Raw genomic sequence first — 27,000 nt, forward strand, 5'->3', positions numbered from 1 at the left:
CGGGGTGGTCGCGGGGGGCTCGGCCCGGGGGACGGCTCAGCCCTTGCGGGTGGTGATCTCCTCGGTGAGCTGCGGGACGACCTCGAAGAGGTCGCCGACCACGCCGTAGTCGACCAGGTCGAAGATCGGGGCCTCGGCGTCCTTGTTGATCGCCACGATCGTCTTCGAGGTCTGCATGCCGGCGCGGTGCTGGATCGCGCCGGAGATGCCGGAGGCGACGTAGAGCTGCGGCGACACGGACTTGCCGGTCTGGCCCACCTGGTTGGTGTGCGGGTACCAGCCGGCGTCCACGGCGGCACGCGAGGCGCCGACGGCCGCGCCGAGCGAGTCGGCGAGCGCCTCGATGATCGCGAAGTTCTCGGCGCCGTTCACGCCGCGGCCGCCGGAGACCACGATGGCGGCCTCGGTCAGCTCGGGGCGGCCCGTCGACTCGCGCGGGGTGCGGCCGGTGACCCGGGTACCGGTCGCCTGCGCCGAGAAGGAGACGGACAGCGCCTCGACGGCGCCGGCGGCCGGGGCGGCCTCGACGGCCGCGCTGTTGGGCTTGACCGTGATGACCGGGGTGCCCTTGGAGACACGGGACTTGGTGGTGAAGGAGGCGGCGAACGCGGACTGCGTGGCCACCGGGCCCTCGTCGCCGGACTCCAGGTCGACGGCGTCGGTGATGATGCCCGAGCCGATGCGGATCGCGAGGCGGGCGGCGATCTCCTTGCCCTCGGCGGAGGACGGGACCAGCACGGCGGCCGGGGAGACCGCGTCGTACGCGGCCTGGAGGGCGTCGACCTTCGGTACGACAAGGTAGTCGGCGTACTCGGCGGCGTCGTGCGTGAGGACCTTGACCGCGCCGTGCTCGGCGAGCGCGGCCGCGGTGGCCTCGGCGCCGGAGCCGAGCGCGACGGCGACGGGCTCGCCGATGCGGCGGGCCAGCGTCAGCAGCTCCAGGGTGGGCTTGCGGACGGCACCGTCCACGTGGTCGACGTAGACGAGAACTTCAGCCATGGGAATGCTCTCCTGCTTGCGAAAGTGAGGGGGCGGTCGGGGAGCCCGCGACGGGCTCGAGTTCTCAGATGAACTTCTGGCCCGCGAGGAACTCGGCGAGCTGCTTGCCGCCCTCGCCCTCGTCCTTGACGATCGTGCCCGCGGTGCGCGCCGGGCGCTCGGACGCGGAGTCGACCTTGGTCCACGAGCCCTCGAGGCCGACCTCTTCCGCGTCGAGACCGAGGTCCTCGAGGTCCCAGGACTCCACCGGCTTCTTCTTGGCGGCCATGATGCCCTTGAAGGACGGGTAACGCGCCTCGCCCGACTGGTCGGTGACCGAGACGACGGCCGGCAGCGAGGCCTCCAGCTGCTCGGAAGCGGTGTCGCCGTCGCGGCGGCCCTTCACGACGCCACCATCGACGGAGACCTCGGAGAGCAGCGTGACCTGCGGGACGCCCAGGCGCTCGGCGAGCAGCGCGGGCACCACGCCCATGGTGCCGTCGGTGGACGCCATGCCGGAGATGACCAGGTCGTAACCGGCCTTCTCGACGGCCTTGGCCAGCACCAGGGACGTGCCGACGGCGTCGGTGCCGTGCAGGTCGTCGTCCTCGACGTGGATGGCCTTGTCGGCACCCATCGACAGGGCCTTGCGCAGCGCGTCCTTGGCGTCCTCGGGGCCGACGGTCAGCACGGTGATCTCCGCGTCGTCCGCTTCGTCGGCGATCTGCAGGGCCTGCTCGACCGCGTACTCGTCGAGCTCCGACAGCAGGCCGTCCACGTCGTCACGGTCGACGGTCAGGTCCTCGGCGAAGTGCCGGTCGCCAGTGGCGTCGGGCACGTACTTCACAGTGACAACGATCCTCAAGCTCACGCCGGCTCTCCTACTGCATCGTCTTTTCTGGGCTGCCTTCTGTTGGGCAGCATAGGCGCCTGAAGCGGCCGTTCCCTGCGGGGGCGACCCGCGCTCCGAGCGATATATTACTCGCCAGTACGCACCATCTACGCTCCCGCAGTTCGTTCCCTCTAAGCAAGCGCTTTGAACTGTGACCTTCGCAACGCAGCGTAATCGGAACTCGCCGCGCCCGCAGACCCGGTGGGCCGTACGGACCGGTGGATCAGTCGCGCAGCCCGCCGAACCGCCCCTGGTGGTAGAGCAGTGGCCGGCCGACGCCCGCCGGGTCCCCGGCCAGCACCTCGGCGAGGACCACCCGATGGTCCCCCGCGGGCACCCGGGTGACGATGCGGCAGACCAGCCAGGCCAGCACGTCGTCGAGCACGGGGATGCCCTCGGGGCCCTCGCGCCACGCGGTGGCCCCGCCGAAGCGGTCGGCGCCGCTGCGCGCGAACGTGGCGGCCAGGTCCTGCTGGTGCTCGCCGAGCACATGGACGCCGACATGGTCGGTGCCGGCTATCGCGGGCCAACTGGAGGCCCCCGTGCCCACGCCGAAGGAGAGCATCGGCGGGTCGACGGAGACCGAGGCGAGCGAGGTCGCGGTGAAACCCACGGGTCCCCGTTCGCCCCGGGCCGTGATCACGGCGACCCCGGCCGCGTGCTGCCGGAAGACGGAGCGGAGCAGGTCCGGGGAGGCGGGTCGGTGGGTGCGGAGACGGGGCGTGGCCGGCACGGGGGTGTCCTTCTGCTGGAGGCGGCGAGCGGGGTCCGGACTGTTCAACAGCCCGGACAGCGCGGGCCGGCACAGCGGGCGGGGTCCACGGGGACGCGCGCGGGGAGAAGGGGTTCCGGCGGCACAGGGCCAGGCTGACGATAGGTGGTGCGCACAGTCAAGTTCGTCCCGGCATGTGGGAGATGCGTCACCGGTGACTCCTCCGCCCTCTCGCTGTCAGGACGCCGCGACGGCCTCGCCCAGCGCGGCGATGACGTCGGCCCTGCGCGGCTGCCCTGTCGCACGCCGCACGACACGCCCGTCCGCGTCGAGCACGAGCACGGTCGGCGTCTTCAGGATGTCGAGCGCGCGCACGAGGTCCAGGTGGTCCTCGGCGTCGATCTCGACGTGCCGGACGCCGGGAACCATGCCGGCGACCTCGCCGAGCACGGTACGGGTCGCCCTACAGGGTGCGCAGAAGGCACTGGAGAACTGGACGAGTGTGGCTCGTTCCCCGAGCTCCTCGCCCAACTCGGCCGCGCCCAGCCTCTTCCCGCCGTCCCGCCCGCGCACTCTCACCCTCCCGCTCCGGCGTCCGTGCAGCACGCCGTACACGCTCGCCAGCGCCAGCACCACGAGGCACACCGCAAGTCCGCTCATCCCCGGCTTCAGCGTTCACGAGACTGCAAAGATTCCCGCGCCCGCGAGCCTTTCACGTACGGAATGCTTGATTCATGGACATCGATGCGAGGGGGCCGCGCTTCGGGGCGGCCGTGACGGCCGTCGTGCTGGCGGTCGTACTGGTCACCGGCAGCACCTGGCTCCTCGCCTGGCAGACGCTGGCGTTCGCGCTCGGCGCGGCGCTGGGAGTCGGGCGCTCGCCGTACGGGCTGCTGTTCCGCGCGGCCGTCCGTCCCCGGATCGGGCCGCCCGCGGAGTTCGAGGCCCCGCAGCCGCCCCGGTTCGCGCAGGCGGTCGGACTCGCCTTCGCCGCACTGGGCCTCGTGGGATTCGCGGCGGGCCCCGAATGGCTCGGTCCCGCGGCGACCGGCGCGGCGCTCGCGGCGGCGTTTCTCAACGCGGCGTTCGGGTACTGCCTCGGGTGCGAGATGTACTTGCTCGTGCGGCGCGTCACGGTACGCGCGAAGTAAAGGGAGCTTAAAACTGCGAGGTGGATCAAGGGGTACGTGACGAGGATCTCGCGGTTCCGGGGCACCAGGGCTGGTCACTCGTCCGTTATTGGGGCACGATCTGCGCAATGCCGTAAACCTACGGCAGCGTAAGTTTCCCGCCGGGAACCCCCTTCCCAGGCAGAGCATAGAGAAGGGTCCACCCCGTCCATGGCTGAGCTTGCCTACCGTCCCGCCATCGGTCTCGCCCGCACGCTGTTCAAGGCCTGGGACCTGCAGATCGACTGCAAGGGGTCGGAGAACATCCCGCGCACGGGCGGTGCGGTGCTGGTGAGCAACCACATCAGCTACCTCGACTTCATCTTCGACGGCCTCGCCGCGCTGCCGCAGAAGCGCCTGGTCCGGTTCATGGCCAAGGAGTCGGTGTTCCGGCACAAGGTCTCCGGCCCGCTGATGCGGAACATGAAGCACATCCCCGTGGACCGCAAGCAGGGCGAGGCGGCGTACGCGCACGCCCTGGAGTCGCTGCGCTCCGGTGAGGTCGTCGGCGTCTTCCCCGAGGCCACGATCTCCCAGTCGTTCACGCTGAAGAGCTTCAAGTCGGGTGCCGCGCGCCTGGCCCAGGAGGCGGGCGTCCCGCTGATCCCGATGGCCGTGTGGGGCACGCAGCGGCTGTGGACCAAGGGCCACCCGCGCAACTTCAAGCGCAGCCACACCCCGATCACCATCCGCGTCGGCGAGGCCATCGAGGCGTCGCGCGACAAGTACGCGGGCGCGATCACCCGTCAGGTGCGCGAGCGCGTGCAGGAGCTGCTGGAAGCCGCGCAGCGCGCCTACCCCGTACGCCCGAAGGGGCCGAACGACACGTGGTGGATGCCGGCGCACCTGGGCGGCACGGCCCCGACCCCCGAAGAGGTCAAGGCCGCCGAGAGCCGCTGAATCACCCCTGGGGGGCCCGGACCTCGATCCGCGCCCCCGGGCTGAACTTCTCCAGCAGTTCGGCCAGTTCGACCGCCGCCTCCTCGGCCTCGGGTGCCGGCGCCAGGCTCTCCAGCAGGAAGATCGCCGAGGTCGACTCCCCGGTGAGCCGGGTGCGCGGGCCCTGGCGCCAGTTCCAGCGCCGGCAGGTCACGCCCGCGTCGTCGAGCCACACCACCTCGCCCGCGGCGGGGTGCTCGACGGTCTCCTCGCCTCCGGCGACGGTCACGAAGTCCTCGTCGCCCGCGGCCCGTACGAGACGCATCCCGCCCCTGACCCGGTCGAGGTCCTCCCCGCCCACCGGGACGAGCCGGGCGACGCTGACCGCGTTGTAGAGGTCGACGAGCAGGTTGACGCGGGGCAGGCCGGCGTCCGTGAGGGCGCGGCGGGCGAGCGCCTCCGCGGAGTTGCGGGTGCGCGAGGGCTTGGAACCGAACGCCGTGTACACCTCGCGCCAGGCCGCCATGTGCGGGTCCTCGTGCGGCGCCCGGCCGGCCGTCCGCGCGGCGAGCCTGCGGGCCGCCGCGTCGAGCAGTTCCGACGTGCCGTCCGTACTGGGCCCGTTGACGAGTCCGTGCGCCTCGACGGCGACATGGGTGAAGCCGGGCGCGAGCGCGCGCACCTCGTCGGAGACGGTCAGCGGGAGAGTCATGGTCGGCCTTGCCTCACAGCGCGGTAGGGAGCGTCCGCCACAGGTGCGGCCGGTCCGACGCGGCCCGGAGGGCACGCATGACGACCGGATGCGGTTCAGCGTACAGCACCGGATAGTCCAACTCATTGGACTTCGGGTCGGGCGTGAAGGCCAGCCGTTCGCCGTCGAGCGAGAACCGGGCGTCCACTCCGGGCTTGTTCCCGCGCGGGTCCTGACGGTGCCAGGAGCCGTCGAGGCGCACGGCGACCAGACCGTGCACCACGCCGAGCCGCTGGTAGCAGAACGCGGTGGGGATGTCCTCGGCGCGCAGCAGGGCGGCCAGCGCGTGGGCCTTCGCGAAGCAGACGCCCGTGCGCCGCTCCAGCACGTCGGAGGCGCGCCAGGTGACGCGGAGATCGCCGGCGTCCTGCGAGTGCGGGATCGCGTCGCGGACGAATTCAAACGCGGCCCTCGCATAGTCATACGAGTCCGTCGACCGGGAAGCCAGTCGGGCAGCCGTCTCGCGGACCACCGGATGATGGTGGTCGATGACGTCGTCGGCGGCCAAGTAAGCCGAAAGGTCGGGGTTTTCCTGGATCAGCTCCATGCCCGCAGAGCATAGGAATACGGCCACCCGGGAGTCAATGAAATTTCGGATGGCCGTATATCTATGCAGTTGTGGAGGTGCGGGCCGGCTCGCTAGCGGGCCATCTCCTCCTTGAGCGCGGCCACGAAACCGTCGACGTCGTCCTCGGTCGTGTCGAAGGCGCACATCCAGCGGACGTCGCCCGCCGTCTCGTCCCAGAAGTAGAAGCGGTACCGCTTCTGGAGGCGCTCGCTCACGTCGTGGGGCAGCCGCGCGAAGACCGCGTTCGCCTGCACGGGGTGGAGGATCTCGACGCCGTGCACCGCCCGCACGCCCTCGGCGAGGCGCTGGGCCATCTCGTTGGAGTGGCGGGCGTTGCGCAGCCACAGGTCCTTGGCGAGCAGCGCCTCCAACTGCACCGACACGAAGCGCATCTTGGAGGCCAGCTGCATGGACAGCTTGCGCAGGTGCTTCATGTGGCTGACGGCGTCCGGGTTCAGCACGACGACGGCCTCGCCGAACAGCGCGCCGTTCTTCGTGCCTCCGAAGGACAGGACGTCCACGCCGACCGCGTTGGTGAAGGCCCGCATCGGAACGTCCAGGGAAGCGGCCGCGTTGGCTATACGGGCCCCGTCGAGATGGACCTTCATCCCGAGCCCGTGGGCGTGCTCGCAGATGGCGCGGATCTCGTCGGGCGTGTAGACGGTGCCCAGCTCGGTGTTCTGGGTGATCGAGACGACCTGGGGCATGGCGCGGTGCTCGTCGTCCCAGCCGTACGCCTGCCGGTCGATCAGCTCGGGCGTGAGCTTGCCGTCCGGCGTGGGGACGGTGAGCAGCTTCAGTCCGCCCATCCGCTCCGGGGCGCCGCCCTCGTCGACGTTGATGTGCGCGCTCTCGGCACAGACGACGGCGCCCCAGCGGTCGGTGAGCGCCTGGAGCGCGACGACGTTGGCGCCGGTGCCGTTGAACACCGGGAAGGCCTCGGCGGAGGCACCGAAGTGGCTCCGGATCACCTGCTGGAGGTGCCCCGTGTAGTCGTCCTCGCCGTACGCGACCTGGTGCCCGCCGTTGGCCACGGCCAGGGCGGCGAGCACCTCGGGATGGGCTCCCGCGTAGTTGTCGCTGGCGAAACCCCGCACCTGGGGGTCGTGGTGCCGTCGTACATCGGTCCTGGGAGGGTTCACGGCTTCTCGGTCAGCCACAGACGCGTTCCGTTCACTTCGGAGGCGGGCCGCTCCCAGACGCCGGCGACGGCCTCGGCCAGCTCCGTGACGTCCGTGAAGCCCGCGAACTTCGCATTCGGGCGCTCGGCGCGCATGGCGTCGTGCACCAGAGCCTTCACGACCAGGATCGCAGCAGCGGAGGTCGGCCCCTGCTCGCCCCCCGCCTTGCGGAAGTAGTCGCCCAGGGCCAGCGTCCACGCCTCGGCCGCGGCCTTGGCCGCCGCGTAGCTCGCGTTGCCCGCGGTGGGCTTGCTGGCGCCCGCGGCGCTGATGAGCACGTACCGGCCGCGCTCACTGCGCTGCAGGGCCTCGTGGAAGGCGAGGGAGGTGTGCTGGACGGTGCGGACGAGCAGCATCTCCAGGAGGTCCCAGTCGTCGAGATTCGTCTTGGTGAACGTCTCTCCGCCGCGCCAGCCACCCACGAGGTGGACGAGGCCGTCGACGCGGCCGAACTCCTTCTCGGTGCGGTTGGACCAGTCCCGGACCGACTGCAGGTCGAGCAGGTCGACGGTGTCGCCGACCACGGTGGCCCCGCCGTGCGCGTAGCGAGCCGCGTCGACCGCCTCGGCGAGCCGCTCCGGATCGTTGTCGGAGGCAACGACGACGGCCCCCGCCTCGGCCAGCCGCAGGATGGTCGCCCGTCCCGCGGGTCCGCCCGCCCCCGCCACCGCGACCACCGCGCCGCCGAGTGCTCCGTTCCCGTTCTCCTCGGTCATGGTCCCAACCTCCTGAGCTGCCTCGGCGCGGGCGCTCACGCGGCGGCCCGCTCGGCGCCCGCCGCGGTGATGCCCTTGGTCGAGGCGATCACCGTCTTCAACCTCTTGGAGAGCGCCTCATAGAACATGCTCAGGGGAAACTCGTCCGGAAGCACGTCGTCCACGAGTTTGCGCGGCGGCAGCGACAGGTCGAGCGCGTCGGGACCCTTCGCCCAGCGGGAGCCGGGGTGCGGCGCCAGGTACTGGGAGACGAGGTCGTACGCGGCGAACCAGTGGACCAGCTTCGGGCGGTCGATGCCGGCCCGGTAGAGGTCCTCGATCTCGGCGCAGAGCTGGTTGGTGACCTGCGGCGCACGCTGCCAGTCGATGTGCAGCTTGTTGTCCGTCCAGCGGACGACGTCGTGCTTGTGCAGGTAGGCGAAGAGCAGCTGGCCGCCCAGACCGTCGTAGTTGCGGACGCGGTCGCCGGTGACGGGGAACCGGAACATCCGGTCGAAGAGCACCGCGTACTGCACGTCCCGGCCGTGCGCGTTGCCCTCGGACTCCAGCTTCACGGCCTCCTTGAAGGCGGTGAGGTCGCAGCGCAGCTCTTCCAGGCCGTACATCCAGAACGGCTGGCGCTGCTTGATCATGAAGGGGTCGAAGGGCAGGTCGCCGTGGCTGTGGGTGCGGTCGTGGACCATGTCCCACAGGACGAACGCCTGCTCGCAGCGCGCCTGGTCGCCGACCATCTCGCGGATGTCGTCGGGGAGTTCCAGGCCGAGCGTGCTGACGGCGGCCTCGGTCACCGCGCGGAAGCGGGCCGCCTCGCGGTCGCAGAAGATGCCGCCCCAGGTGAACCGCTCGGGCGCCTCGCGCACGGCGATGGTCTCCGGGAAGAGGACGGCCGAGTTCGTGTCGTAGCCGGCCGTGAAGTCCTCGAAGGTGATGCCGCAGAACAGCGGGTTGTCGAAGCGGGTGCGCTCCAGCTCGGCCAGCCAGTCGGGCCAGACCATGCGCAGGACGACCGCTTCGAGGTTGCGGTCCGGGTTGCCGTTCTGCGTGTACATGGGGAACACGACCAGGTGCTGGAGACCGTCGGCGCGGTGCGCCGCGGGCTGGAACGCCAGCAGGGAGTCGAGGAAGTCCGGCACCTCGAAGCCGCCGTCCGCCCAGCGGCGCAGGTCCTTGACGAGCGCCTGGTGGTACGCGGCGTCGTGCGGAAGCAGCGGGGAGAGCTCCTCGACGGCGTCGACGACCCGGCGCACGGCCAGGTCCGCCTCGGCGGGCGCGGGAGCGGACTCGGCGCCGAAGTCGATCGACCCGTCCTTGGACTGCCATGGCCGGATCCGCTCCACGGCATCCTTGAGCACGGGCCAGGCCGGGTGCTCCACCACCCTGTCCCGAGGAGGAACGATCTCCTCCGTACCCACCTGCACAAGAATTTCCGTCATGTCCCATCCTTCTCAGGAGAACCTCGCGTATGAACACCGTACGTGGCGACAGTTCCCTTCCACAAGGGGAGGATCGGGAGATTGTCCCGTCCCACCCGGGGTATCACCGCTCTTTTTCCTGTGGGGCACGGCAAAGCCGAATACTTCCGCGTCCGGCGGGTAGTGATCGTCCTCCGGTCAACCCGCCCGGGACTCGCCCACCGACGGGTGAGCCGCGCACCCGCACAGCAGCGCTCGTTCCCGTGGCTGGAAGGCCTCATTCCCCGCTGCCGCAGCGGGTCCAACGCCGGTCGGGGCGATTAGGCTGCGGGCTTGCCGCGTGGGTAAGGGAGAGCAGCACGCGGCAGCCGAGCCGCCGTCGACGGAAGCGGAGTCAGCCTTGAACTTCCTCACCATCGGTCACCGCGGAATCATGGGTGTCGAACCCGAGAACACCCTCCGTTCCTTCGTCGCGGCCCAGCACGCCGGCCTCGACGTGATCGAACTCGATCTGCACCTCAGCAAGGACGGCGCGCTCGTCGTCATGCACGACGCCGACGTGGACCGCACGACCGACGGATCGGGCCCCATCGCCGGGAAGACGCTCGCCGAGCTGCGCGCGCTGGACGCGGGCCGGGGCGAGCGGGTACCGGTCTTCGAGGAGGTCCTCGACGCCGTCACGGCACCACTCCAGGCGGAGATCAAGGACGTGGCCGCGGCCCGGGCCCTCGCGGAGGTCATGAACGGACGCGACCTGGCCGCCCGTGTCGAGGTCCTGTCCTTCCACGACGAGGCCGTCGCGGAGATCGCGCGCCTGGTGCCCGGGGTGCGCACGGCGCTCGTCGCCAGCCGCTACGGCACCGATGTCGTCGAGCGGGCCACCGCGGTCGGCGCCACGAGCCTCGTACTGAACATCCGGCGGCTCACACTGGAGATCGTCGAGCGGGCGCGCAAGGCGGACCTGCGGATCATCGGCTGGGTGGTGAACACCCAGGACCATCTGCGGCTGGTGCGCGCGCTCGGCCTGGACGGCGCCACTACCGACTACCCGGAGATCAAACGCACCGGCCGATTCACGGCGTGACGGTCAGGCGAGGTCCTTGACCAGCAGCTCGAACCGGAGGTCGTCGCGCTGCGGGATGCCGAACCGCTCGTCGCCGTACGGGAAGGGCGTCATCCTTCCCGTACGGCGGTAGCCGCGGCGCTCGTACCAGGCGATGAGGTCCTCGCGTACGGAGATCACGGTCATGTGCATCTCGCGCACACCCCAGATCTCGCGGGCGATGCGCTCGGCCTCGGCGATGATCACCTTGCCGAGGCCGGCACCCTGGAGCGCGGGGCTGACCGCGAACATGCCGAAGTAGGCGTGGTCACCGCGGTGTTCGAGCTGGCAGCAGGCGACGATCGCGCCGTCGCGCTCGACGGTCAGCAGACGGCCGTCGGGGGCCTTCATCACCTCGCGCACGCCTTCGGCGTCCGTGCGACGGCCTTCCAGGATGTCCGCCTCGGTGGTCCAGCCCGTACGGCTGGAGTCGCCCCGGTAGGCGGACTCGACGAGCGCCACCAGGGCGTCCACGTCCGCGTCCGCGGCATCGCGGAAGGTGAGTCCGTCGGCGGCGGTGGCGGCGCTGTCCATGGAGCGTTTCTCCGATTCTCGGCAGGGCTCGGGCACCGAAGAGCGTATCCCCCTCACTAGACTCGGGACGCATGGTGCATGTACTGAGCAGCAGGACCCTGCTCCGGCCCACCGACCCCGAACGCTCCCGCGCCTTCTACGGGCAGCGGCTGGGCCTGCCCGTCTACCGGGAGTTCGGCACGGGTCCCGAACGCGGCACCGTCTACTTCCTGGGCGGCGGGTTCCTGGAGGTGGCGGGCCGCTCCGACGCCGCCCCCTCACCCGCGCTGAAGCTGTGGCTGCAGGTCGCGGACGTCGCGGCCGCGCACGACGAACTCGTGGCGGCGGGCGTCGAGGTGCTCCGCCCACCCCGTAAGGAGCCGTGGGGCCTGATCGAGATGTGGATCACCGATCCGGACGGCACGGAGATCGTGGTCGTGGAGGTCCCGGCGGACCACCCCCTGCGCCACCGGCCCTGACGGGACTCGACCCCACCCCCGGACCTGCCCCGACCCGCCCCGCGGAACCGGCCTGCCCCGATCGGAGACGCCACGACAGGGACGCCCGGCGGCCCGCCCCCGGGGGTCTTCACGGAGGGCGGGCCGTACGCAGATTCCCCGCGGGCCTCGGACGCGCCCGCCGGGATCGCCGTGGGATCCCGGCCCCACGGGGCACGGACCGGTCGGGGCGCGGGGTCAGTGGTGGCCGAGGCTTCCGCTGCCGAACCCGCCGCTGCTGTTGGTGTTCCAGACCGGGCGCTTCTGCAGCTTGGCGCGGCGCGTGCCGTGGGCGTGCAACTGGTGCGGCGTGAGCACGCTGCCGTCGTGCGGCATCTCGTCGGGCTCGCGCATCTCGCTCTCCTCGCGGACCGCACCGGTCGCCGGGAGATGTGGTTGGCTCTCCGGGCTCGGCGGCCCCGGTTCACCGGCACGCACCCTCATGCCCCACCACACCGCGACGACCAGCAGCGCGGTGACGGCCATTCCCACGACGAAGGGAGCCCAGCCGGCGACGACCTCGTCCGGCAGCGCGATGTCCACTCGGAAGCTGTCCATGCTTCCTCCGTACCCGGACAGAACGGCACAAAACCGTCATTGCGGATGCCGGTGCGGCGACGGTATGGCGAGGGCCGCCACGGGTACGGGAAGGGGATGCGCATGGGTGTACTGGACATCGGCTCGAACACGGTACGACTCGTCATAGCGGAGACGGACGGAGCCGTGCCCCTGCCCGTACACACGGCCAAGCGGCAGCTGAGGCTCTCCGACCACGTGGAGCGCGGGGGCAGGCTGCCGCCGGAGCAGGTGGCACGGCTGGTGGAGGCGGTGGCGGACGCCAGGGACGAGGGCAGACGCTGGGGCGTCACCAGACCCTTCGCCTTCGCCACGGCGATCGTCAGGGACGCCCCGAACCGCCTCGACATCCTCGACCGGGTCGCGGCGGACACCGGGGTGCGGCTGCATGTGCTGCCCGGGGAGGTCGAGGCCGAACTGACCTTCCTCGCGGCGCGGCGCTGGATGGGCTGGCGCGCGGGTCCGCTGGCCCTGCTCGACATCGGGGGCGGCACGCTGGAGGTCGCCTTCGGCCGCAGCAGACTGCCCGACTTCGCCATCTCCCTGCCGCTCGGGGCAGCCCGGATGACGCGCGAGTTCCTGCGGGGCCAGGACCCGCCCTCGGCGCACCGGACCCGCCTGCTGCGCCGGCACGTGAGGCACCAGCTGCGCGATGTCGCGGCCCGCATCCGCTGGGAGGCCCCGCGCACCGCGGTCGCCACCTCTCGGACGTTCCAGCAGCTCGGGCGGCTGTGCGGCGCCGCGCCCGGCCGGTCGGGGCCGTTCACCGAACGTGTCATGACCCGCGCCGACCTGGGCTCGGCCGTCGAGCGGCTCGCGGCGCTGCCGGCCGCGGGGCGCGCCGGCCTGCCCGGCATCTCCGCCGCACGGTCCGGCCAGTCCCTCGCGGGGGCGATCGTCGCGCACACCTCGATGAAGCTGATGGGCGTCGACGAGGTGGTCATCTGCCCGTGGGCCCTGCGCGAGGGTGTCCTGCTGCGCTGCATCGAGGACGGCAACGCCGACTGGTGGGACGGCACGGCGCCCGTGATCCGCGAATGGTCGGCCTCGCCGCGCGCGCTCCGGCGCGTCACCGCCGACGACCAGTCCGGCGCGGCGGTCCCCGCACAGGTACCGGCGCCCGTCCCCGCAGTGGTCCCCGCACCGGTCACCCCGGCGGGGCACCGGCCGCGGGGGCCGGGCCTGTTCACCGAACGCACCTGAACGCGGGCGGTCCCGGCCCGGGGCGGTCCCGCGTGCAGCGGCGGACGACGGCCGTTCGAGCGGGGGTCGAGGGGCGTTCGAGTCGCGGCCGAGCAGCGTTCGAGCGCGAGTCCGGCGACCGTCGAGCGGGGCTCCGACGAGCATCCGGTCGCGCTCCGGCGCCGTTCGAGCGGCGGGGGACGACGAGGAACGGCGCGGGGGACGACGAGGCGGGGCGGCGCGGGACGAGGGACGCCGGCACCGACGTACGCCGCACCCCCGCACCCCCGCGGCCCTGGGCGCGCGTTCCGCCACCGGCGGTCCGCGTGCCGTCGTCAGCCGCGCGGTGTACGCAGCCTGCCCTCGAGCTGCACGAGCAGCTCACCGAGCAGCGCCGCGAGTTCCCGCTGCCCGTCGTCGTCGACACCGGAGAGCACGCCCGTCTCGTACGCGAGCTGCTCGGGCAGGATGCCGTCGACGAGGTCGCGCCCCGCGTCCGTGAGCCGCACATGCGCGACCCGGCGGTCCCGGGTGTCGCCGCGGCGCTCGACCAGGCCGCGTTCGGTCAGCTGCTTGAGGCGCTTGGTGACGGCGGCGCCGGACGAGAAGGTCTCGCGGATCAGGTCGCCGGGGGTGAGTTCGAGGCCGGTGCGGCGCAGCGCGCCCAGGAGGTCGAACTCGGGCCGGGTGAGTCCCGCGTGGCGCAGCGGCGCGTCCTCCGCCTGCTGGAGCAGCGCCGCGCAGCGGTTGATGCGGCCGATGACCTCCATGGGACCGGTGTCGAGGTCCGGGTGGACCGCCTTCCACTGCCGCACCACCGCGGCGAGCGTGTCCCCCGCGCCCGAGGCCGCCGCGGGCCCGTTCCCTGCCGTCATGCCCGTGCGTCCTCCGAAACGTGCGGTCCCTGGCGTCGTACCGTCGCCGCGAGCGTACGGTGTCCGGCCCGCTCCACCCGCATCACCCGCTCCCCCGGCAGGGCGCGCTGCCACCACTCGCCGGCCGCCGCGTCGGCGGTGGCGCGCAGCTCGACGAGTGCGCCGGCCAGCCGTCGGCGGGCCGGCTCCAGCCCCCCGGAGCCGGTGCTCCCGGCCGAGATCAGCCGCTCGGCGTCCTCGCGGGCGCGGGTCGCGGTGCCGAGCGCGTCCTCGACGCGGTCCCCGGCCCTCCGATTGGTGACGGCGACCGCGGCGGCGAGGCCGACGAGTGCGCCGACCAGCGTGTCGGCGATGCGCTCCGTCATCAGCTCACCGGCCGGCCGGAAGCCCGCGAACTCGGTGACCAGCAGGGCCATCGGCGTCACGCAGACGCTGCCGAGCCAGTAGTTGCGGCCGATCAGCGCCTCCGCCCCGAAATTGAGGGCGAGGCAGCACAGCACGAGGGCGGCGGGGCCGAGGTGGGCGAGCGGTACGACGGCCGCGAAGAGGAGGACGCCCGCGAGGTTGCCGACGACGCGCTGGACTCCCCGGTTCCAGGTCAGGACGAGGTTGGCCTGGTAGAGCGAGGCGGCGGTGACGAGGGCCCAGTACGGCCGGCCGACGCCGAGGGCCAGGGAGGCGTATCCGGCGAGCGCGCAGCCGAGCGCGGTGCGCAGGGCGATCGGCACGAGCGGGCCGAACCGGGCCGCCGCACGCCGCTTCCCGAGGGCTTCCGCCACGTCCACGCCGAGGAGTTCGGCGGACCCGGGTCCCGCCGCCGGGGACGGCGCCGGCCGCCTGCCGCGCAGGTCGCGCGCCCACGAGCGCAGCAGCGCCGGGTCGGCGTCGGCGGGTGCGGCGAGCGCGACCTCGGCCCGTACGAGGAGCCCCGCGAGCGCGCGGCGGGCTCCGGCCGGAGCGCCGGCGGCGAGCAGGGACTGCCGGGCCGCGTGCACGGCGGCGGCCGCGGCCGCCCGAGCCCGCTCATGCCCGGCGTCGGGGCGGCCGTCCGGGCCGACGGCCGCCGCGCAGTCGGCGGCCGCGGCCAGCGCGCGGGCCGTGGCGCGGCGTTCCGGGCCGTGCGGGCGTACGAGGCCCGGCGCCATGCCCACGAGCCAGGCCCAGGCGCCCGCCGCGGCGACCAGGGCGAGGTGTCCGGGCACCTGCCCGGCCGTCTGCGGGGCGAAGAGCGCGGCCGAGCCGATGAAGGTGAGGACGACCGGTCCGGGCGGGCCGATGCCCGTGGCGTCGCACAGCGCCTTGTGGGCGGCGGCGAGGAGCGCTCCGACCGTCACGAGGACCGCCGCGGAGGACGCCAGGGACGCCGTGACGAGCGCGACCGCGACGGTGGCGAGCATGCCCAGCACGACCAGGGCGAGCGCCCTGGCCCTCGCGGCGTACGGCAGGTTGTGGGCGTAGAGCGCGCAGAGCGACCCGGCCATCGTGTACATGGCGAGGTCGAGGCGGCCGAGAGCCAGCAGCGTCAGGTTCGGCACGCCCGTGGCGACGACCACGCTGAGCGCGGGCTTGAACCAGATGTCGGAGGGGCGGCCGACCCGCAGGACACCGGCGAGGGGCAGCGGGCGCATGCGCGGAGGGCTGGGGACGGCACTGCTCATGGAATGGAAGATTAGCAGGTGTTTTACTCGTGAAAGATATTGCGCCGTCGCCCGACTCCCATCGCCCGTCGCCCGATCACCGGTCGCCTTCGCCTCCCGCCTCCCGATCACCGGCCGCCCCCGCCTCCCGCCTCCCGTCCCCGGGCGGACCACCTGCTTCCGTGTCCGGGTGCACCCCCCGCACGCTCCCCGTGTACTCCCTTGCGCTCGCTTGCGCACCGACCGGCCGGGGCATCTCTTCGACCGGACAGTCCGACACCGGCGAGCGGGGAGGTACGCGGTGCACGGAGCGGGGTCGTCCGGCTGGCTGCTCGTCGCGCTGTGCGCGGCGACCGGGGCCTACTGCCTGCTGCGGATGCGCAGCGCCGTCGAGGAGCAGCGCCGCACGGCGGGCGGCGAGGCGCTGATGGGGTTCGGCATGGCCGTGATGGCCGTGCCCGCCGCGGTGGTGACCCCGCCCCGCTGGGCCTGGGCCGTCCACACCGCCGTGTTCGGCGCGGCCGCGCTGCGCGCCCTGTGGGGTGCGCGGACCGGCGGCCACCATCTGCACCACCTCGTGGGCGCGTGCGCGATGGCCTACATGGCGCTGGTGATGGCCCGCGGGGGGCACACGGGGGTTCCCGTGCTGACCGGAGTGCTGCTCGTGTACTTCACCGGCTACGTGCTGTGGACCGGCAGCCGGCTGATACCGGTCACCGCGGCCGGCAGGCCGGGAGGTGCCGCCGCCGTCGGCTGGGGCGACCGGCTGGAACTGGCCCGCGCGTGCCGCCTGTCGATGGGCATCGGCATGCTCGCGATGCTCCTCGGCGTCTGACCGTCCGAAGCGGAGCGCCTGAAGCGTCCCGGCCGCCCGGGTCCCGCCCTCCCGCGCCCGGAGCGGCTCAACGGCCCGTGGTCTGCGTCACTTTGCCGCGGCGGGCCGTATCCGCGGACGGCACCCCGCTCATAGGCTGCACCCATGATGGTCCCCGCGGCACTGCTGCTGCTCGGCGCCCTGGCCGCCGTCCTCGCTCCGCGGCTCCTCGCGCGGACGGACTGGCAGGACCGTGAGCCGGTGGTCGCGCTGTGGGTGTGGCAGTGCGTGGTGGCGGCCGTACTGCTGTGCTTCGCCCTGTCCATGACGCTGAGTGCGGCAGCCGCCTGGCAGGCGGTCCGCGGCCGCGTCTTCGCCCCCGCCCCGCGCGACGTCGTGGAGGCGTACGCACTCACCGGGGGCTCCTGGGCCGCGACGATCGCGGTGGCGCTCGCCCTCGGCGGCGCGTGGAGCGCGGCGATGCTGGTCCGCGAGATCGCCGGGTCCGCCGCGCGGCGCCGCCGGAGTCGGGCCGAACTCCTCCTGCGCGCACCGCTGTTGCCGGGCGAGGAGCCCAGCAGCGATCGACTCGTCGTCCTTGAGGGCGAGCGCCCCGACGCATGGTGGCTCCCCGGGGCCACACCCCGACTCGTGCTCACCACGGCCGCGTTGCGCCGACTCGAGGGCCGCCGGCTCGACGCGGTGCTCGCCCATGAGCAGGGGCACGCGCAGGCCCGCCACGACTGGCTGCTGCACTCCTCGGCCGCGCTGGCCACGGGCTTTCCGCAGATCCCGGTGTTCGCCGCGTTCCGCGACGAGATGCACCGCCTCGTCGAACTCGCCGCGGACGACATGGCCTCACGCCGCTTCGGCCGGCTGACGACCGCGCTGGCGCTGGTCGAACTCAACGAGGACCGGGGCGTGTTCGGGCCCAGCCCCACCCCTCAGGCCCATGTACCGCAGCGCGTCCAGCGGTTGCTCACTCCCCCGGACCGGCTGACGGCGGGCCGCCGGCTGCGGCTCACGGCGGCGGCGGCCCTGGTGCCCGTGGTCCCCGTCCTCGTGGCGTTCGTCCCCGGACTGCGCGCCCTCGGCTAGCCGCCCCGAACCGCCAGGAGCCGCGCGTGTTCGCCTCCGGCGCCGCCGGTCGGCGAGGATCGACCCCATGCACTCGCCATCCGTCGTCGCTCCGCCGCACGCATCGGGCTCCGGAACAGCCCTGCGCGTGGCGGCCGCGCTCGCCCTGCCGTCCGTCCTGCTGCTCGTCCTGGTCGCGGTGTCCTGGCATCCGCTCATGGTCCTCGACGGCGACATCGCCCGTACGACGCACCGGTGGGCCGTGGACGACCCGGAACTGACGCAGGCGTTCCGCGTCCTCACGGACTGGGTCTGGGACCCGTGGACGATGCGCGCCCTGTGCACCGCCGCGGTGCTCTGGCTGGTGCTGCGCCATTCCGCGTGGTGGCTCGCGCTGTGGCTGGCGGCCACCTGCCTGCTGAGCGCGCTGCTCCAGCAGGGCCTGAAGGCCGCGGTCGGCCGCGAACGCCCGGTCTGGCCGGACCCGGTGGACTCGGCCCACTACGCGGCCTACCCGTCGGGACACGCCATGACCGCCACGGTGGTGTGCGGGCTGGTGCTCTGGCTGCTGCGCCTGTACGGAGCCGGCCGCACGCTGTGGCGCGCGGCGGCGGCCGTGGCCGCGGTCTCCGTCCTCGGAGTGGGTGCCACCAGGATCTGGCTGGGGGTGCACTGGCCGACCGACGTGCTCGGCGGCTGGCTCCTGGGAGCGCTGGTCGTGGCCCTGGCGATCGCCTCGTACGACAGGTTCCGGGGCCCGGGCGAACTCCGGTAGCGCCCGCACCACCGGTACCGGCCGCCCGCACCACCGGCACCGAACCGGCCGCACCACCGGTACCGAACCGGCCGCACCACCGGTACCGGACCGGCCGCACCACCGGTACCGGACCGGCCGCCGCACCGCGGCACCGGACCGGCGGCCCGCACCAGCGGCACAGCGCGAATCGCCGCCGGCGGGCCCCACGCCGCCGCCGCGTGCGCCGGGTGTGCCCCGGAGCGCCCCCTCGGGTGGACAGGCCCGCCGGTAGGGTCCAGCGCATGGCTGCCGTGCTGTTCGACTTCTCCGGGACCCTCTTCCGCGTCGAGTCCGCCGAGTCCTGGCTGCGGGCCGTGCTCACCGCGGCCGGCACGACACTGCCCGAACCGGAGCTGATCCGGACCGCCGGGGCGCTGGAGGCGGCGGGCGCGCTGCCCGGCGGCGCCTCTCCGTCGGGGCCGCCGCCCGAGGAGGTGGCCGGTGTGTGGGCCGAGCGCGACCGCACCGCCGAACTGCACAGGGCCGCGTTCACCGGCGCCTCCCGCAGCGTGGACCTGCCCGACCCGGCGCTGCACGACGCGCTGTACGACCGACACATGGAGCCGGCCGCCTGGCACCCCTACCCGGACGCGATCGGCGTGCTGGACGGACTGCGCGGGCGCGGGGTGGCCGTCGGCGTGGTGAGCAACATCGGCTGGGACCTGCGTCCGGTGTTCCGGCACCACGGCCTGGACCCGTACATCGACACGTACGTCATGTCGTACGTGTACGGCATCCAGAAGCCGGACCCGCGGCTGTTCGCGACCGCCTGCGACGCCCTGGGCGCCGATCCCCGCGAGACGCTGATGGTCGGCGACGACCGGCGGGCGGACGGCGGCGCGGCGGCCCTGGGCTGCGCCGTGCACTTCGTGGACCACCTGCCGGTGGCCGAACGGCCCGGCGGGCTGCTGCCGGTACTGGACATGGTGGGCCGACCGCCGGTCGTGCCGTGACGTCCGGCGCCCCGCAGCGCTCCCCCGTCCCGCCGGGCGCCCGCCACGGCGGGGTGCGCCGCCGTGGCGGGCGGTGACGGCGGGGATCAGGCCTGGTAGCCCTCGACCTGCGACGACGGACGTACGTGCGCGTCGTCCGGGTTCTCGCCGAACTCCGACTTCGCCCGCCGCTGGCGCAGCAGGTCCCAGCACTGGTCGAGATCGCGTTCGAGCTGCCCGAGCCGCTCGTGCTCGGTCGCACCGTCGATCTGCCCGGCCGCGAGCGCCTCGCGGAGCCTGCGCTCGTCGTCGACCATCGTCGTGATCCGGGCCAGGATCTGCTCTTGATCCATGTGCGTACGCCTCCTCGGCACTCGCCTCCACTGTAAGGAGCGGACGGCGGCTCTGCGACGCGGCGCGGTGGCGGCACGGGCCTGTCGGGCCCGGCCCCGGCAGCCTCCCGGGGAGCCGCGGGGCCGACCCGGCACAGCGGCGGCGCGTCCAGCGGGTTGGAGGCCGTCCCGCGTCCGGGCGGCCTCGCCGGCGCACCGGGCGGGGCGGGGAGCGAAGCGAGCCCGCGACGACGGTGCGTGCGGGCTCGGGCGGTGACGGGGGCGCGCCTGTGAAACGCGTCTTCACTCGCCGTCCGCCCGGGACGATCCCCCGCGTCGCCCCGGGCGGACGGCATCCCGGCGGGCACCCCTTGCCGGGGGCTCGCCGGAAGCGCTGAGTATAGTTGGCTGACAGCCAGTCAACGCAGGAGTACAGGATGTCCCCTCGCAGCGCCGCGGTCAATGAAGAGTTGCGCCGGCGTTCCCGCGAGAGGCTCCTCCAGGCCGCCGTGGAGGTGGTCGGCGAGCGCGGCTACGAGGCCACGACGCTCGGCGACATCGCGGACCGCGCGGGCTCCGCCCGCGGACTCGTCTCGTACTACTTCCCGGGCAAGCGGCAGCTCGTCCAGTCGGCCGTGCACCGGCTGATGCACCGCACGCTGGAGGAGGCGCTGGAACGCGAGCCGCGCACCGAAGACGGCCGGGAGCGAATGGCGCGGGCCATAGACGCCGTTCTGGGCCTCGCCCGGGACCACCCGGTGCTGATGCGCCAGCACATGGCGGGCATCCTCCAGGCCGAGGGGTTCGTGCAGTGCGCCGAGCAGCGGCGGCTCGCGGAACTGCTCGGGGACACCGTGGCCCGCTACGGCTCGCCCGACACCGCGGCCGACTATCCGATGCTGCGCGCGCTCCTGATGGGCTCGATGTACGCGGCGCTCGTGCCCGGGGCCCCGATGCCGCTGCTCACCCTGCGCGCCGAGCTGTTCCGGCGCTACCGCCTCGACTGGGAACGCGGTGCCCCGCCGGACGCACAGGCGCCCGACGGGACGTTCCACGAGGACGTCTCACGGTTCTTCGCGCCCGAGGGCCGCGAGCAGGACCGTGAGCCGGATGCCGCCGGTCAGTCGAAGTAGTCCGGCTGCGTCTGCACGTTCAGCTCGCGCAGGCGGTTCCACTTCGCGGGGTCGGTACGGCGGTCGTTGATCTTCAGGACGTCGAAGCCCTTGGCGATGTCGTTGGAGTAGATGTAGCCGTTGTAGTAGTACGCCGACCACGAGCCGCCGACCTGGAGCGTGTCGGTGCTCACCGGGCCGCGCTCGAAGTACGCGATCTCCTTCGGCTTCGCGGAGTTCGTGAAGTCCCAGACGGAGATGCCGCCCTGGTACCAGGCCTGGACCATGATGTCCTTGCCCTTGACCGGGATCAGCGAGCCGTTGTGGGCGACACAGTTCTCGGTGTCCGCCTGGTGGCGGGGGATCTTGTAGTAGCTCTTGAAGACGAGCTTGCGCCTGTCGCCCTTGCCGACGATGTCGTAGATGCCGTCGGCACCGCGGTTCGGACCGACGGTCGCGTTGCAGGTGGCCGCTCCGCCGCCGCCCAGTTCGTCGGTGAAGACGACCTTGTTGGCCTTCTGGTTGAAGCTCGCCGAGTGCCAGAACGCGAAGTTCACGTTGTCCTGGACCTGGTCGATGACCTTCGGGTTCTCCGGGTCCTTGATGGAGAACAGGATGCCGTCGCCCATGCAGGCGCCCGCCGCGAGGTCCTTGGAGGGCAGCACGGTGATGTCGTGGCAGCCGGTGGTCTTGGAGACGCCCGGGTTGGTGGGCCCGCCCGGGTTGCCGCCGCCGTCCGGTCCCTCACCGGGGAACAGCACGGGGAAGTTGACGATCGCGGCCTTCTCCGGCGCCTTGCGCGGCACCTTGATGACCGAGATGCCGTCGTGCGGCGGCTGGCAGTCGGGGAACGCGGCGTTCGGCGAGTACGAGGAGACGTACACGTAGACGTTCCTGCGCTCCGGGACCAGCGTGTGCGTGTGCGAGCCGCAGGCGGTCTCGACGGCAGCGACGTACTTCGGGTTCTTCTTGTCGCTGATGTCGAAGACCTTCATGCCCTCCCAGGAGGACTTCTCGGTCGCGGGCTGCGTGGTGCTGCTGCAGGAGTTGTCGCTGCGCGAGGAGTCGGTGGAGAGGAAGAGCAGGTCGCCGGAGACGGTGATGTCGTTCTGCGAGCCCGGGCAGAGCACCTGGGAGACCGTCTTCGGGGCCCTCGGGTTGCTGATGTCGAAGATGCGGAAGCCGTCGTAGTTGCCGGCGAAGGCGTACTTGCCCTGGAAGGCGAGGTCCGAATTGGTGCCCGGCAGAGCGTCCTTGGGGATGTTCGCGAGGTGCTCGATGTTCTCCGAGTGGACGATCTCGTCCTGCCCGGGTATCTCGCCGCTCGCGATGGCGGCTCTGGCTTCGGCGGCCTCACTCCTGGAGACCTTCTCCGCTGTGGCCGGTACGTCCCCGGGGTCGGGGGTCGCGACCGCCGGTCCGGCCGTGAGCAGGGCCGCCAGGAGTCCCGCCGCTGTGGCGGCGACTCCCAGACGTCTGCGCCGCGTTCGGTGGTTGTTCAACAGGGTCACTGCGTCCTCCCTTGTAGCCGTTCGCAGTTGAACGGTTTCAGGTACCACCGCAGTATCGTCTTCATCATGCACAGATCAACAGACGGCAACGCACTTGTAATGAATGTTTCCGATCACTGATGCTCGGAAGCGTGTTACTACGGTCATCAACACTCACAAGGTGTCAGCCGCTTCAGGTGCCACAGGAGGTCACTGTGCTCGCTCGCCGTACGTCCCGCCGTCTGATCACGGCGTCCGTGACGGCCGCCGTCCTCGCTCTCGGTGGCTGCACGGGCTCGGACGACGACCCCAAGTCCGCCTCGGGCAGCGGGCCTTCGGTGATCGCTCCGGGCAAACCGGGCGAGGCCGCGGAGACCCTCTCGGCGGAGCAGGCCGCCGAGCAGCGTGACGACGACACCCCCAACTCGGCGGACCTCGCCTACGCGCGCATGATGATCAAGCATCACGGCCAGGCCCTGGAGATGACCGAACTCGTCCCGGACCGGGCCGAGTCGGGCAGGGTGAAGCGGCTCGCCGAGCGCATCGCGGCCGCGCAGGGGCCGGAGATCGACACGATGAAGGCCTGGTTGAAGAACCACGGCGGCGACGCGAAGGGCGACCGGCACGACCACGCCGCGATGCCGGGGATGGCCGGCGCGGCGCAGATGAAGGAGCTGCGGGCGGCCGAGGGGAAGGACTTCGACGAGTTGTTCCTGAAGCTGATGATCACCCATCACGACGGGGCGATCACCATGGCCGTGGACGCGCTCTCCGAGGGCAACAACATCCAGATCGGCGAGATGGCCGACGACGTGATCGCGCAGCAGACCACCGAGATCAGCAGGATGCGCGACATGTCCTGACGCGGCACGGGCGGGACGCGCTTCGCCGCCCCCGCCATGCTGCCGAGGACCCGCACGCCGACCCGCGCCGGTGCCTGCGCTCGCGCACCGGCACCGGACGCGTCGTCGTCCTCAGCGACGGACGTGACGCGCGGTCAGGAATCCCGCGTCCCGGGCCCCGGCGATGAGCCGGAGGGAGCGACGGCGGCTGTGGCCGGTCACGGCCATCACCGCGAGCACCGCGTCCCGCCCGGCCTCGCGGGCCGCCAGGTACTCCCCCGCGACGAACCGCAGCCCCTCGACACCCCGTGGCCGCTCGGGTCGCGCGTGACGCTTGTCCGAGGTGCCGTCGCCGGCGTCGGCGCCCGGAGCCGCCGGTCCCGCGCAGGCCTCCAGGAGCGGCCCCTCGATCCAGTCCGGCAGGACGGCGACGTCGTCGAGCGAGAGCGCGGGCCGGGCGCGTACGTCCTCGACGGAGACGCATCCGTCGCACACCACGGCGAGCAGGTCCACACGGGCGCCGTCGTCGAACGAGAGCCGGACGTTGCACCACGTCGTGACGGCGTCCCGCTCCCGCACTTCCCAGGCGGGCCACACGGCCACGGCCGCGTCCGGACCGTCGCGATCAGAAAGATTAAGGAAGGATGTTTCCAGCACATACGCAACGTAACCGCATCATCACATTCATCGCGCACAGCGACGCGACGCGGCCTCCGAGGGGCACCCCGTCGGCGCACACCCCGCGCGGACCCTCCCCGGGCGGGCGGTGCGGTGCGATGCTGGAGGCGCCAGCGGATCTCCTCGTTCTCCTCGGGGAAGGGGCACAGCCGTGCTGCAGGTCGCCGTCGTCGGCTCCGGGCCGAGTGGGGTGTACACCGCACAGGGGCTCGTCCAGCAGGACCGGGTGCCCGGCGTCCGGGTGGACGTCCTGGACCGGCTGCCGTGCCCGTACGGTCTGGTGCGCTACGGCGTGGCACCCGACCACGAGAAGATCAAGTCGCTCCAGGGGACTCTGCGTACGGTCCTGGAGCACGAGCGCGTCCGCTTCCTGGGCGATGTCCTCGTCGGCACGGACGGGCTGCCCGCCGCCCGCCTCCAGGAGCTGTACCACGCCGTCGTGTACTGCGTGGGCGCCGCCACCGACCGCCATCTCGGGGTGCCGGGCGAGGACCTGCCGGGCAGTTGGTCGGCCACCGAGTTCGTGTCCTGGTACAGCGCGCACCCGGACGCCGCCGCGGACGGATTCGTACGGGGCACACGGGCGGCGGTCGTCATCGGCGTGGGCAACGTGGCGGTCGACGTCACCCGGATACTCGCGCGCGGCGTGGCCGAGCTGAGCCCCACCGACATGCCCCAGGCGGCGCTCGCCGCGCTCGCCGACAGCCGGGTGCGTGCGATCACGATGGTCGGGCGCCGCGGCCCCTCCCAGGCCCGCTTCACCACCAAGGAGCTGCGGGAACTGGGCACCCTGCCGGACACCCGGATCGAGGTGGATCCGGCGGAGTTGGCGCTCGATCCGGCGTACGCCGACCCGTCGTCGCTGCCCGCGGCGCAGCGCCGCAACGTGGAGGTGCTGCGCGGCTGGGCGGAGCGGCCCCCGGCCGGCGGGTCCCGGCGCATCAGCCTCCGCTTCTTCCTCCGGCCCACCGAACTGCTCGCCGACGGGGGGCGCGTGGGCGCGGTGCGCTTCGAGCGGACCCTCCCGGACGGGCGCGGCGGTGTCACGGGCACGGGCCGGTACGAGGACATCGAGGCGCAGTTGGTGCTGCGCTCGGTCGGATACCGGGGCGTACCGCTGGAGGGGCTGCCCTTCGACGAGGAGCAGGCGACCGTGCCCCATCTGGCGGGCCGGGTCCTGCGGGACGGTTCGGTGGCGCCGGGCGAGTACGTGGCCGGCTGGATCAAGCGCGGCCCGACCGGCGTCATCGGCACCAACCGCCCGTGCGCGAAGGAGACGGTGGCCTCCCTGCTGGCGGACGCCCCGGCGCTCGCGCGGCGCGCGCTGCCGGGCGACCCGCTGACCGCCCTGCGCGCGTCGGGGCTCCGGCCCGTCGAGTGGGCCGGCTGGCAGGCGATCGAACGGGCCGAGGCCGCGCTCGGCGCCTCGCTGGGCCGGCGTGTGGTCAAGCTCCCGGACTGGCCCTCCCTGATGAGGGCGGCCCGGGACGGCGCATAGGCGGCGACTCCGGCCGCTTCGCGCGACCGGCGGCGGTCGCCGTCCCGGCGGCCCGCCAGTTCCCGCGTTCAGCCGGTGCCGAGGCGGGCGGCCTGGCGGGCGGCGGCCGCGAGGACACTGTCCAGGAGCCCCGGGAACAAGTCGCCCAGGTCGTCGCCGCGCAGGACGTTCATCTTGGCCGTGCCCCGGTAGATCTGCCGGATCACCCCGGCCTCGCGCAGCACCCGGAAGTGGTGCGTGGTCGTGGACTTGGTCACGGGCAGGTCGAAGTGCGAACAGGACAGCTCGTGCCCGTCGGCTGCGAGCTCACGCACGACCTGGAGCCGCAGCGGGTCGGAGAGCGCGTGCAGCACGGCCTCCAGGCGGATCTCCGAAGGCTCCGGGTGCGGGAGGACACGGGTGCTGCTGTTCGCGGCTTCGGTCGTCACGGCGGCTCCAGTCCATCGGTCCCGGAGGGCTCCGGGGAGACCATTGTACGAGGGTCTTCGTAGTTTGACATTCACCGTAGTACGATGCTTATCGTACGAGTCGTGAAGCGGTCCGGTGCTTCGGTTCCGTCGGTTCCGACGCGTCCCGTGCCCACCGGCCCTGTCCCGTCCGGCCCACCCTGCCCATACGGCCCCGCAACGAATGGAGTCCGCCGTGAGCGCGCTCTTCGAGCCCTACGAGCTTCGCGACCTGACCGTGCCCAACCGGGTCTGGATGGCACCGATGTGCCAGTACTCGGCCGCGCCGGACGGCCCCGACGCGGGCGCCCCGAACGACTGGCACTTCGCCCACTACGCGGCCCGTGCCGCCGGCGGCACGGGCCTGATCGTCGTCGAGGCCACCGCGGTCGCCCCCGAGGGGCGGATCTCCCCGTACGACCTCGGCATCTGGAACGACACCCAGACCGAGGCGTTCCGGCGGATCACGGGCTTCCTCAAGGATCAGGGCACCGTGCCCGCGATCCAGCTCGCGCACAGCGGCCGCAAGGGCTCCACCGACCGCCCCTGGAAGGGCGGCGGCCCGGTCGGACCCGAGGCGCACGGCTGGCAGCCGCTCGGACCGAGCCCGCTCGCCTTCGACGAGGGCCACCCCGTACCGACCGAGCTGACGTCCGAGGACATCCGGGAGGTCGTCGGCCGCTTCGCCGACGCCGCGCGGCGTGCGCTGGCCGCCGGCTTCGAGATCGCCGAGGTCCACGGCGCGCACGGCTACCTCATCGGGCAGTTCCTCTCCCCGCACTCGAACCGCCGCACCGACGAGTACGGCGGCTCCTACGAGAACCGGGTGCGCCTCGCCCTCGAAGTCGTGGACGCCGTGCGCGAGGTGTGGCCCGAGGACAAGCCGCTGTTCTTCCGCATCTCGGCCACCGACTGGCTGGAGGAGAACGGCTGGACGGCGGACGACACGGTCCGTTTCGCCGCCGAGCTGAGCGAGCACGGCGTGGACCTGCTCGACGTGTCGACCGGCGGCAACGCGGCCGGTGTGCGCATTCCCGTGGGGCCCGGCTACCAGGTCCCGTTCGCCGCGCGGGTCAGGAACGAGACGCCGATGGCCGTGGCCGCGGTCGGTCTCATCACCGACGCCGAACAGGCCGAGAAGATCCTCGCCAACGGTGAGGCCGACGCCGTGCTGCTCGGCCGGGAACTGCTGCGCAACCCCTCATGGGCCCGGCACTCGGCACGCGAACTCGGAGGCGACGTCCACGTGCCGGACCAGTACCACCGGTCCGTCTAGTCCGGACCGTCCGGCCCGGCGACCCGCCCTGCCCCGCACCGGCCCGGCCTCCGTCGGAGACCGGGCG

The 27,000-nt window shown here is 72.6% G+C and carries 30 protein-coding genes; 13 read left to right on the forward strand and 17 right to left on the reverse strand.

Annotated features, from left to right (window positions below; translation table 11 throughout):
• Positions 1 to 36: 36 nt before the first annotated feature.
• The 4 genes from IE265_RS35615 to IE265_RS35630 all read right to left on the reverse strand — a co-directional run bounded on the left by IE265_RS35615 (position 37) and on the right by IE265_RS35630 (position 3,242).
• Positions 37 to 999 carry an electron transfer flavoprotein subunit alpha/FixB family protein gene (locus tag IE265_RS35615; protein ID WP_190039920.1) on the reverse strand — a complete coding sequence of 321 codons (963 nt, stop codon included), beginning with the start codon at positions 997 to 999 and terminating at the stop codon, positions 37 to 39.
• A 64-nt stretch (positions 1,000 to 1,063) separates the two neighbouring features.
• Complete coding sequence (locus IE265_RS35620; protein WP_190039921.1) at positions 1,064 to 1,849, reverse strand: electron transfer flavoprotein subunit beta/FixA family protein; 786 nt, start codon at positions 1,847 to 1,849, stop codon at positions 1,064 to 1,066.
• A gap of 244 nt (positions 1,850 to 2,093) precedes the next feature.
• Positions 2,094 to 2,603, reverse strand: a complete 510-nt coding sequence (locus IE265_RS35625; protein ID WP_190039922.1) for a flavin reductase family protein — start codon at positions 2,601 to 2,603, stop codon at positions 2,094 to 2,096.
• Positions 2,604 to 2,819: 216 nt separating this feature from the next.
• Positions 2,820 to 3,242, reverse strand: a complete 423-nt coding sequence (locus IE265_RS35630; RefSeq protein WP_190039923.1) for a TlpA family protein disulfide reductase — start codon at positions 3,240 to 3,242, stop codon at positions 2,820 to 2,822.
• Positions 3,243 to 3,316: 74 nt separating this feature from the next.
• Here IE265_RS35630 and IE265_RS35635 point away from each other — a divergent pair, with 74 nt between their 5' ends.
• Both IE265_RS35635 and IE265_RS35640 read left to right on the forward strand, forming a co-directional pair.
• Complete coding sequence (locus IE265_RS35635) at positions 3,317 to 3,733, forward strand: DUF4395 domain-containing protein (protein ID WP_190039924.1); 417 nt, start codon at positions 3,317 to 3,319, stop codon at positions 3,731 to 3,733.
• 189 nt (positions 3,734 to 3,922) lie between these two features.
• Positions 3,923 to 4,651: a lysophospholipid acyltransferase family protein gene (locus IE265_RS35640; RefSeq protein WP_190039925.1), complete on the forward strand. Its 729-nt coding sequence runs from the start codon at positions 3,923 to 3,925 to the stop codon at positions 4,649 to 4,651.
• A 1-nt stretch (position 4,652) separates the two neighbouring features.
• Here IE265_RS35640 and IE265_RS35645 read toward each other — a convergent pair whose 3' ends face one another.
• The 5 genes from IE265_RS35645 to IE265_RS35665 all read right to left on the reverse strand — a co-directional run bounded on the left by IE265_RS35645 (position 4,653) and on the right by IE265_RS35665 (position 9,279).
• Complete coding sequence (locus tag IE265_RS35645; RefSeq protein WP_190039926.1) at positions 4,653 to 5,342, reverse strand: B3/B4 domain-containing protein; 690 nt, start codon at positions 5,340 to 5,342, stop codon at positions 4,653 to 4,655.
• 13 nt (positions 5,343 to 5,355) lie between these two features.
• Positions 5,356 to 5,928, reverse strand: coding sequence for a transglutaminase domain-containing protein (locus IE265_RS35650; RefSeq protein ID WP_190039927.1), 573 nt, complete (start codon positions 5,926 to 5,928; stop codon positions 5,356 to 5,358).
• Between the two features lie 92 nt (positions 5,929 to 6,020).
• Positions 6,021 to 7,091 carry a threonine aldolase family protein gene (locus IE265_RS35655; RefSeq protein ID WP_190039968.1) on the reverse strand — a complete coding sequence of 357 codons (1,071 nt, stop codon included), beginning with the start codon at positions 7,089 to 7,091 and terminating at the stop codon, positions 6,021 to 6,023.
• On the reverse strand, positions 7,088 to 7,846 hold the full coding sequence (locus tag IE265_RS35660) for an SDR family NAD(P)-dependent oxidoreductase (protein WP_190039928.1): 759 nt from the start codon (positions 7,844 to 7,846) through the stop codon (positions 7,088 to 7,090). The genes IE265_RS35655 and IE265_RS35660 overlap by 4 nt, the downstream gene beginning before the upstream one ends.
• A 35-nt stretch (positions 7,847 to 7,881) precedes the next feature.
• Positions 7,882 to 9,279 (reverse strand): DUF6421 family protein, encoded by a 1,398-nt coding sequence (locus tag IE265_RS35665; RefSeq protein WP_190039929.1) that lies wholly within the window; start codon positions 9,277 to 9,279, stop codon positions 7,882 to 7,884.
• Between the two features lie 379 nt (positions 9,280 to 9,658).
• On the opposite strand from IE265_RS35665, the gene IE265_RS35670 reads away from it, so the two are divergent.
• Positions 9,659 to 10,342 (forward strand): glycerophosphodiester phosphodiesterase, encoded by a 684-nt coding sequence (locus tag IE265_RS35670; RefSeq protein ID WP_190039930.1) that lies wholly within the window; start codon positions 9,659 to 9,661, stop codon positions 10,340 to 10,342.
• A gap of 3 nt (positions 10,343 to 10,345) precedes the next feature.
• Here the strand turns inward: IE265_RS35670 and IE265_RS35675 are convergent, their stop codons facing one another.
• Positions 10,346 to 10,894: a GNAT family N-acetyltransferase gene (locus IE265_RS35675; RefSeq protein ID WP_190039931.1), complete on the reverse strand. Its 549-nt coding sequence runs from the start codon at positions 10,892 to 10,894 to the stop codon at positions 10,346 to 10,348.
• 71 nt (positions 10,895 to 10,965) lie between these two features.
• On the opposite strand from IE265_RS35675, the gene IE265_RS35680 reads away from it, so the two are divergent.
• On the forward strand, positions 10,966 to 11,352 hold the full coding sequence (locus IE265_RS35680) for a VOC family protein (protein ID WP_190039932.1): 387 nt from the start codon (positions 10,966 to 10,968) through the stop codon (positions 11,350 to 11,352).
• A 216-nt stretch (positions 11,353 to 11,568) separates the two neighbouring features.
• Here IE265_RS35680 and IE265_RS35685 read toward each other — a convergent pair whose 3' ends face one another.
• On the reverse strand, positions 11,569 to 11,928 hold the full coding sequence (locus IE265_RS35685; protein ID WP_190039933.1) for a DUF6479 family protein: 360 nt from the start codon (positions 11,926 to 11,928) through the stop codon (positions 11,569 to 11,571).
• A gap of 96 nt (positions 11,929 to 12,024) precedes the next feature.
• Between IE265_RS35685 and IE265_RS35690 the strand changes: the two genes are divergently transcribed.
• On the forward strand, positions 12,025 to 13,149 hold the full coding sequence (locus IE265_RS35690) for a Ppx/GppA family phosphatase (RefSeq protein WP_190039934.1): 1,125 nt from the start codon (positions 12,025 to 12,027) through the stop codon (positions 13,147 to 13,149).
• 314 nt (positions 13,150 to 13,463) lie between these two features.
• On the opposite strand, the gene IE265_RS35695 is transcribed toward IE265_RS35690, so the two are convergent.
• The gene (locus tag IE265_RS35695; protein WP_190039935.1) at positions 13,464 to 14,003 is read right to left on the reverse strand and encodes a MarR family winged helix-turn-helix transcriptional regulator; all 540 of its coding nucleotides are present in this window, start codon (positions 14,001 to 14,003) and stop codon (positions 13,464 to 13,466) included.
• Entirely contained in the window at positions 14,000 to 15,661 is a 1,662-nt protein-coding gene (locus IE265_RS35700) for an FUSC family protein (RefSeq protein WP_190039936.1), read from the reverse strand. Before IE265_RS35700 ends, IE265_RS35695 begins: the two co-directional genes overlap by 4 nt.
• 280 nt (positions 15,662 to 15,941) lie before the next feature.
• Here IE265_RS35700 and IE265_RS35705 point away from each other — a divergent pair, with 280 nt between their 5' ends.
• From IE265_RS35705 to IE265_RS35720, 4 genes are all read left to right on the forward strand, one after another.
• On the forward strand, positions 15,942 to 16,475 hold the full coding sequence (locus IE265_RS35705) for a DUF5134 domain-containing protein (protein WP_190039937.1): 534 nt from the start codon (positions 15,942 to 15,944) through the stop codon (positions 16,473 to 16,475).
• 144 nt (positions 16,476 to 16,619) lie between these two features.
• On the forward strand, positions 16,620 to 17,552 hold the full coding sequence (locus tag IE265_RS35710; RefSeq protein ID WP_190039938.1) for a M56 family metallopeptidase: 933 nt from the start codon (positions 16,620 to 16,622) through the stop codon (positions 17,550 to 17,552).
• Positions 17,553 to 17,619: 67 nt separating this feature from the next.
• A complete protein-coding gene (locus IE265_RS35715) occupies positions 17,620 to 18,306 on the forward strand; it encodes a phosphatase PAP2 family protein (protein WP_190039939.1) in 687 nt (228 codons plus the stop codon).
• 263 nt (positions 18,307 to 18,569) lie between these two features.
• Positions 18,570 to 19,280, forward strand: a complete 711-nt coding sequence (locus tag IE265_RS35720; RefSeq protein WP_190039940.1) for an HAD family hydrolase — start codon at positions 18,570 to 18,572, stop codon at positions 19,278 to 19,280.
• Positions 19,281 to 19,366: 86 nt separating this feature from the next.
• Here the strand turns inward: IE265_RS35720 and IE265_RS35725 are convergent, their stop codons facing one another.
• Complete coding sequence (locus IE265_RS35725; protein ID WP_190039941.1) at positions 19,367 to 19,612, reverse strand: DUF2630 family protein; 246 nt, start codon at positions 19,610 to 19,612, stop codon at positions 19,367 to 19,369.
• Positions 19,613 to 20,028: 416 nt separating this feature from the next.
• On the opposite strand from IE265_RS35725, the gene IE265_RS35730 reads away from it, so the two are divergent.
• Positions 20,029 to 20,724 (forward strand): TetR/AcrR family transcriptional regulator, encoded by a 696-nt coding sequence (locus IE265_RS35730; RefSeq protein ID WP_190039942.1) that lies wholly within the window; start codon positions 20,029 to 20,031, stop codon positions 20,722 to 20,724.
• On the opposite strand, the gene IE265_RS35735 is transcribed toward IE265_RS35730, so the two are convergent.
• Positions 20,712 to 22,214: an LVIVD repeat-containing protein gene (locus IE265_RS35735; RefSeq protein ID WP_190039943.1), complete on the reverse strand. Its 1,503-nt coding sequence runs from the start codon at positions 22,212 to 22,214 to the stop codon at positions 20,712 to 20,714. The genes IE265_RS35730 and IE265_RS35735 overlap by 13 nt on opposite strands.
• 194 nt (positions 22,215 to 22,408) lie before the next feature.
• Between IE265_RS35735 and IE265_RS35740 the strand changes: the two genes are divergently transcribed.
• A complete protein-coding gene (locus tag IE265_RS35740; protein WP_229916927.1) occupies positions 22,409 to 23,056 on the forward strand; it encodes a DUF305 domain-containing protein in 648 nt (215 codons plus the stop codon).
• Positions 23,057 to 23,167: 111 nt separating this feature from the next.
• Here the strand turns inward: IE265_RS35740 and IE265_RS35745 are convergent, their stop codons facing one another.
• Complete coding sequence (locus tag IE265_RS35745; protein WP_229916928.1) at positions 23,168 to 23,692, reverse strand: DUF6214 family protein; 525 nt, start codon at positions 23,690 to 23,692, stop codon at positions 23,168 to 23,170.
• Positions 23,693 to 23,864: 172 nt separating this feature from the next.
• Between IE265_RS35745 and IE265_RS35750 the strand changes: the two genes are divergently transcribed.
• Positions 23,865 to 25,211 (forward strand): FAD-dependent oxidoreductase, encoded by a 1,347-nt coding sequence (locus IE265_RS35750; protein ID WP_190039945.1) that lies wholly within the window; start codon positions 23,865 to 23,867, stop codon positions 25,209 to 25,211.
• 68 nt (positions 25,212 to 25,279) lie between these two features.
• On the opposite strand, the gene IE265_RS35755 is transcribed toward IE265_RS35750, so the two are convergent.
• Entirely contained in the window at positions 25,280 to 25,639 is a 360-nt protein-coding gene (locus tag IE265_RS35755) for an ArsR/SmtB family transcription factor (protein WP_190039946.1), read from the reverse strand.
• A gap of 214 nt (positions 25,640 to 25,853) precedes the next feature.
• On the opposite strand from IE265_RS35755, the gene IE265_RS35760 reads away from it, so the two are divergent.
• Positions 25,854 to 26,933 carry an NADH:flavin oxidoreductase/NADH oxidase gene (locus IE265_RS35760; RefSeq protein ID WP_190039947.1) on the forward strand — a complete coding sequence of 360 codons (1,080 nt, stop codon included), beginning with the start codon at positions 25,854 to 25,856 and terminating at the stop codon, positions 26,931 to 26,933.
• Positions 26,934 to 27,000: the final 67 nt, after the last annotated feature.

The organism is Streptomyces fructofermentans (assembly GCF_014651055.1).
In the GTDB taxonomy this organism is placed as follows: Bacteria; Actinomycetota; Actinomycetes; order Streptomycetales; family Streptomycetaceae; genus Streptomyces; species Streptomyces fructofermentans.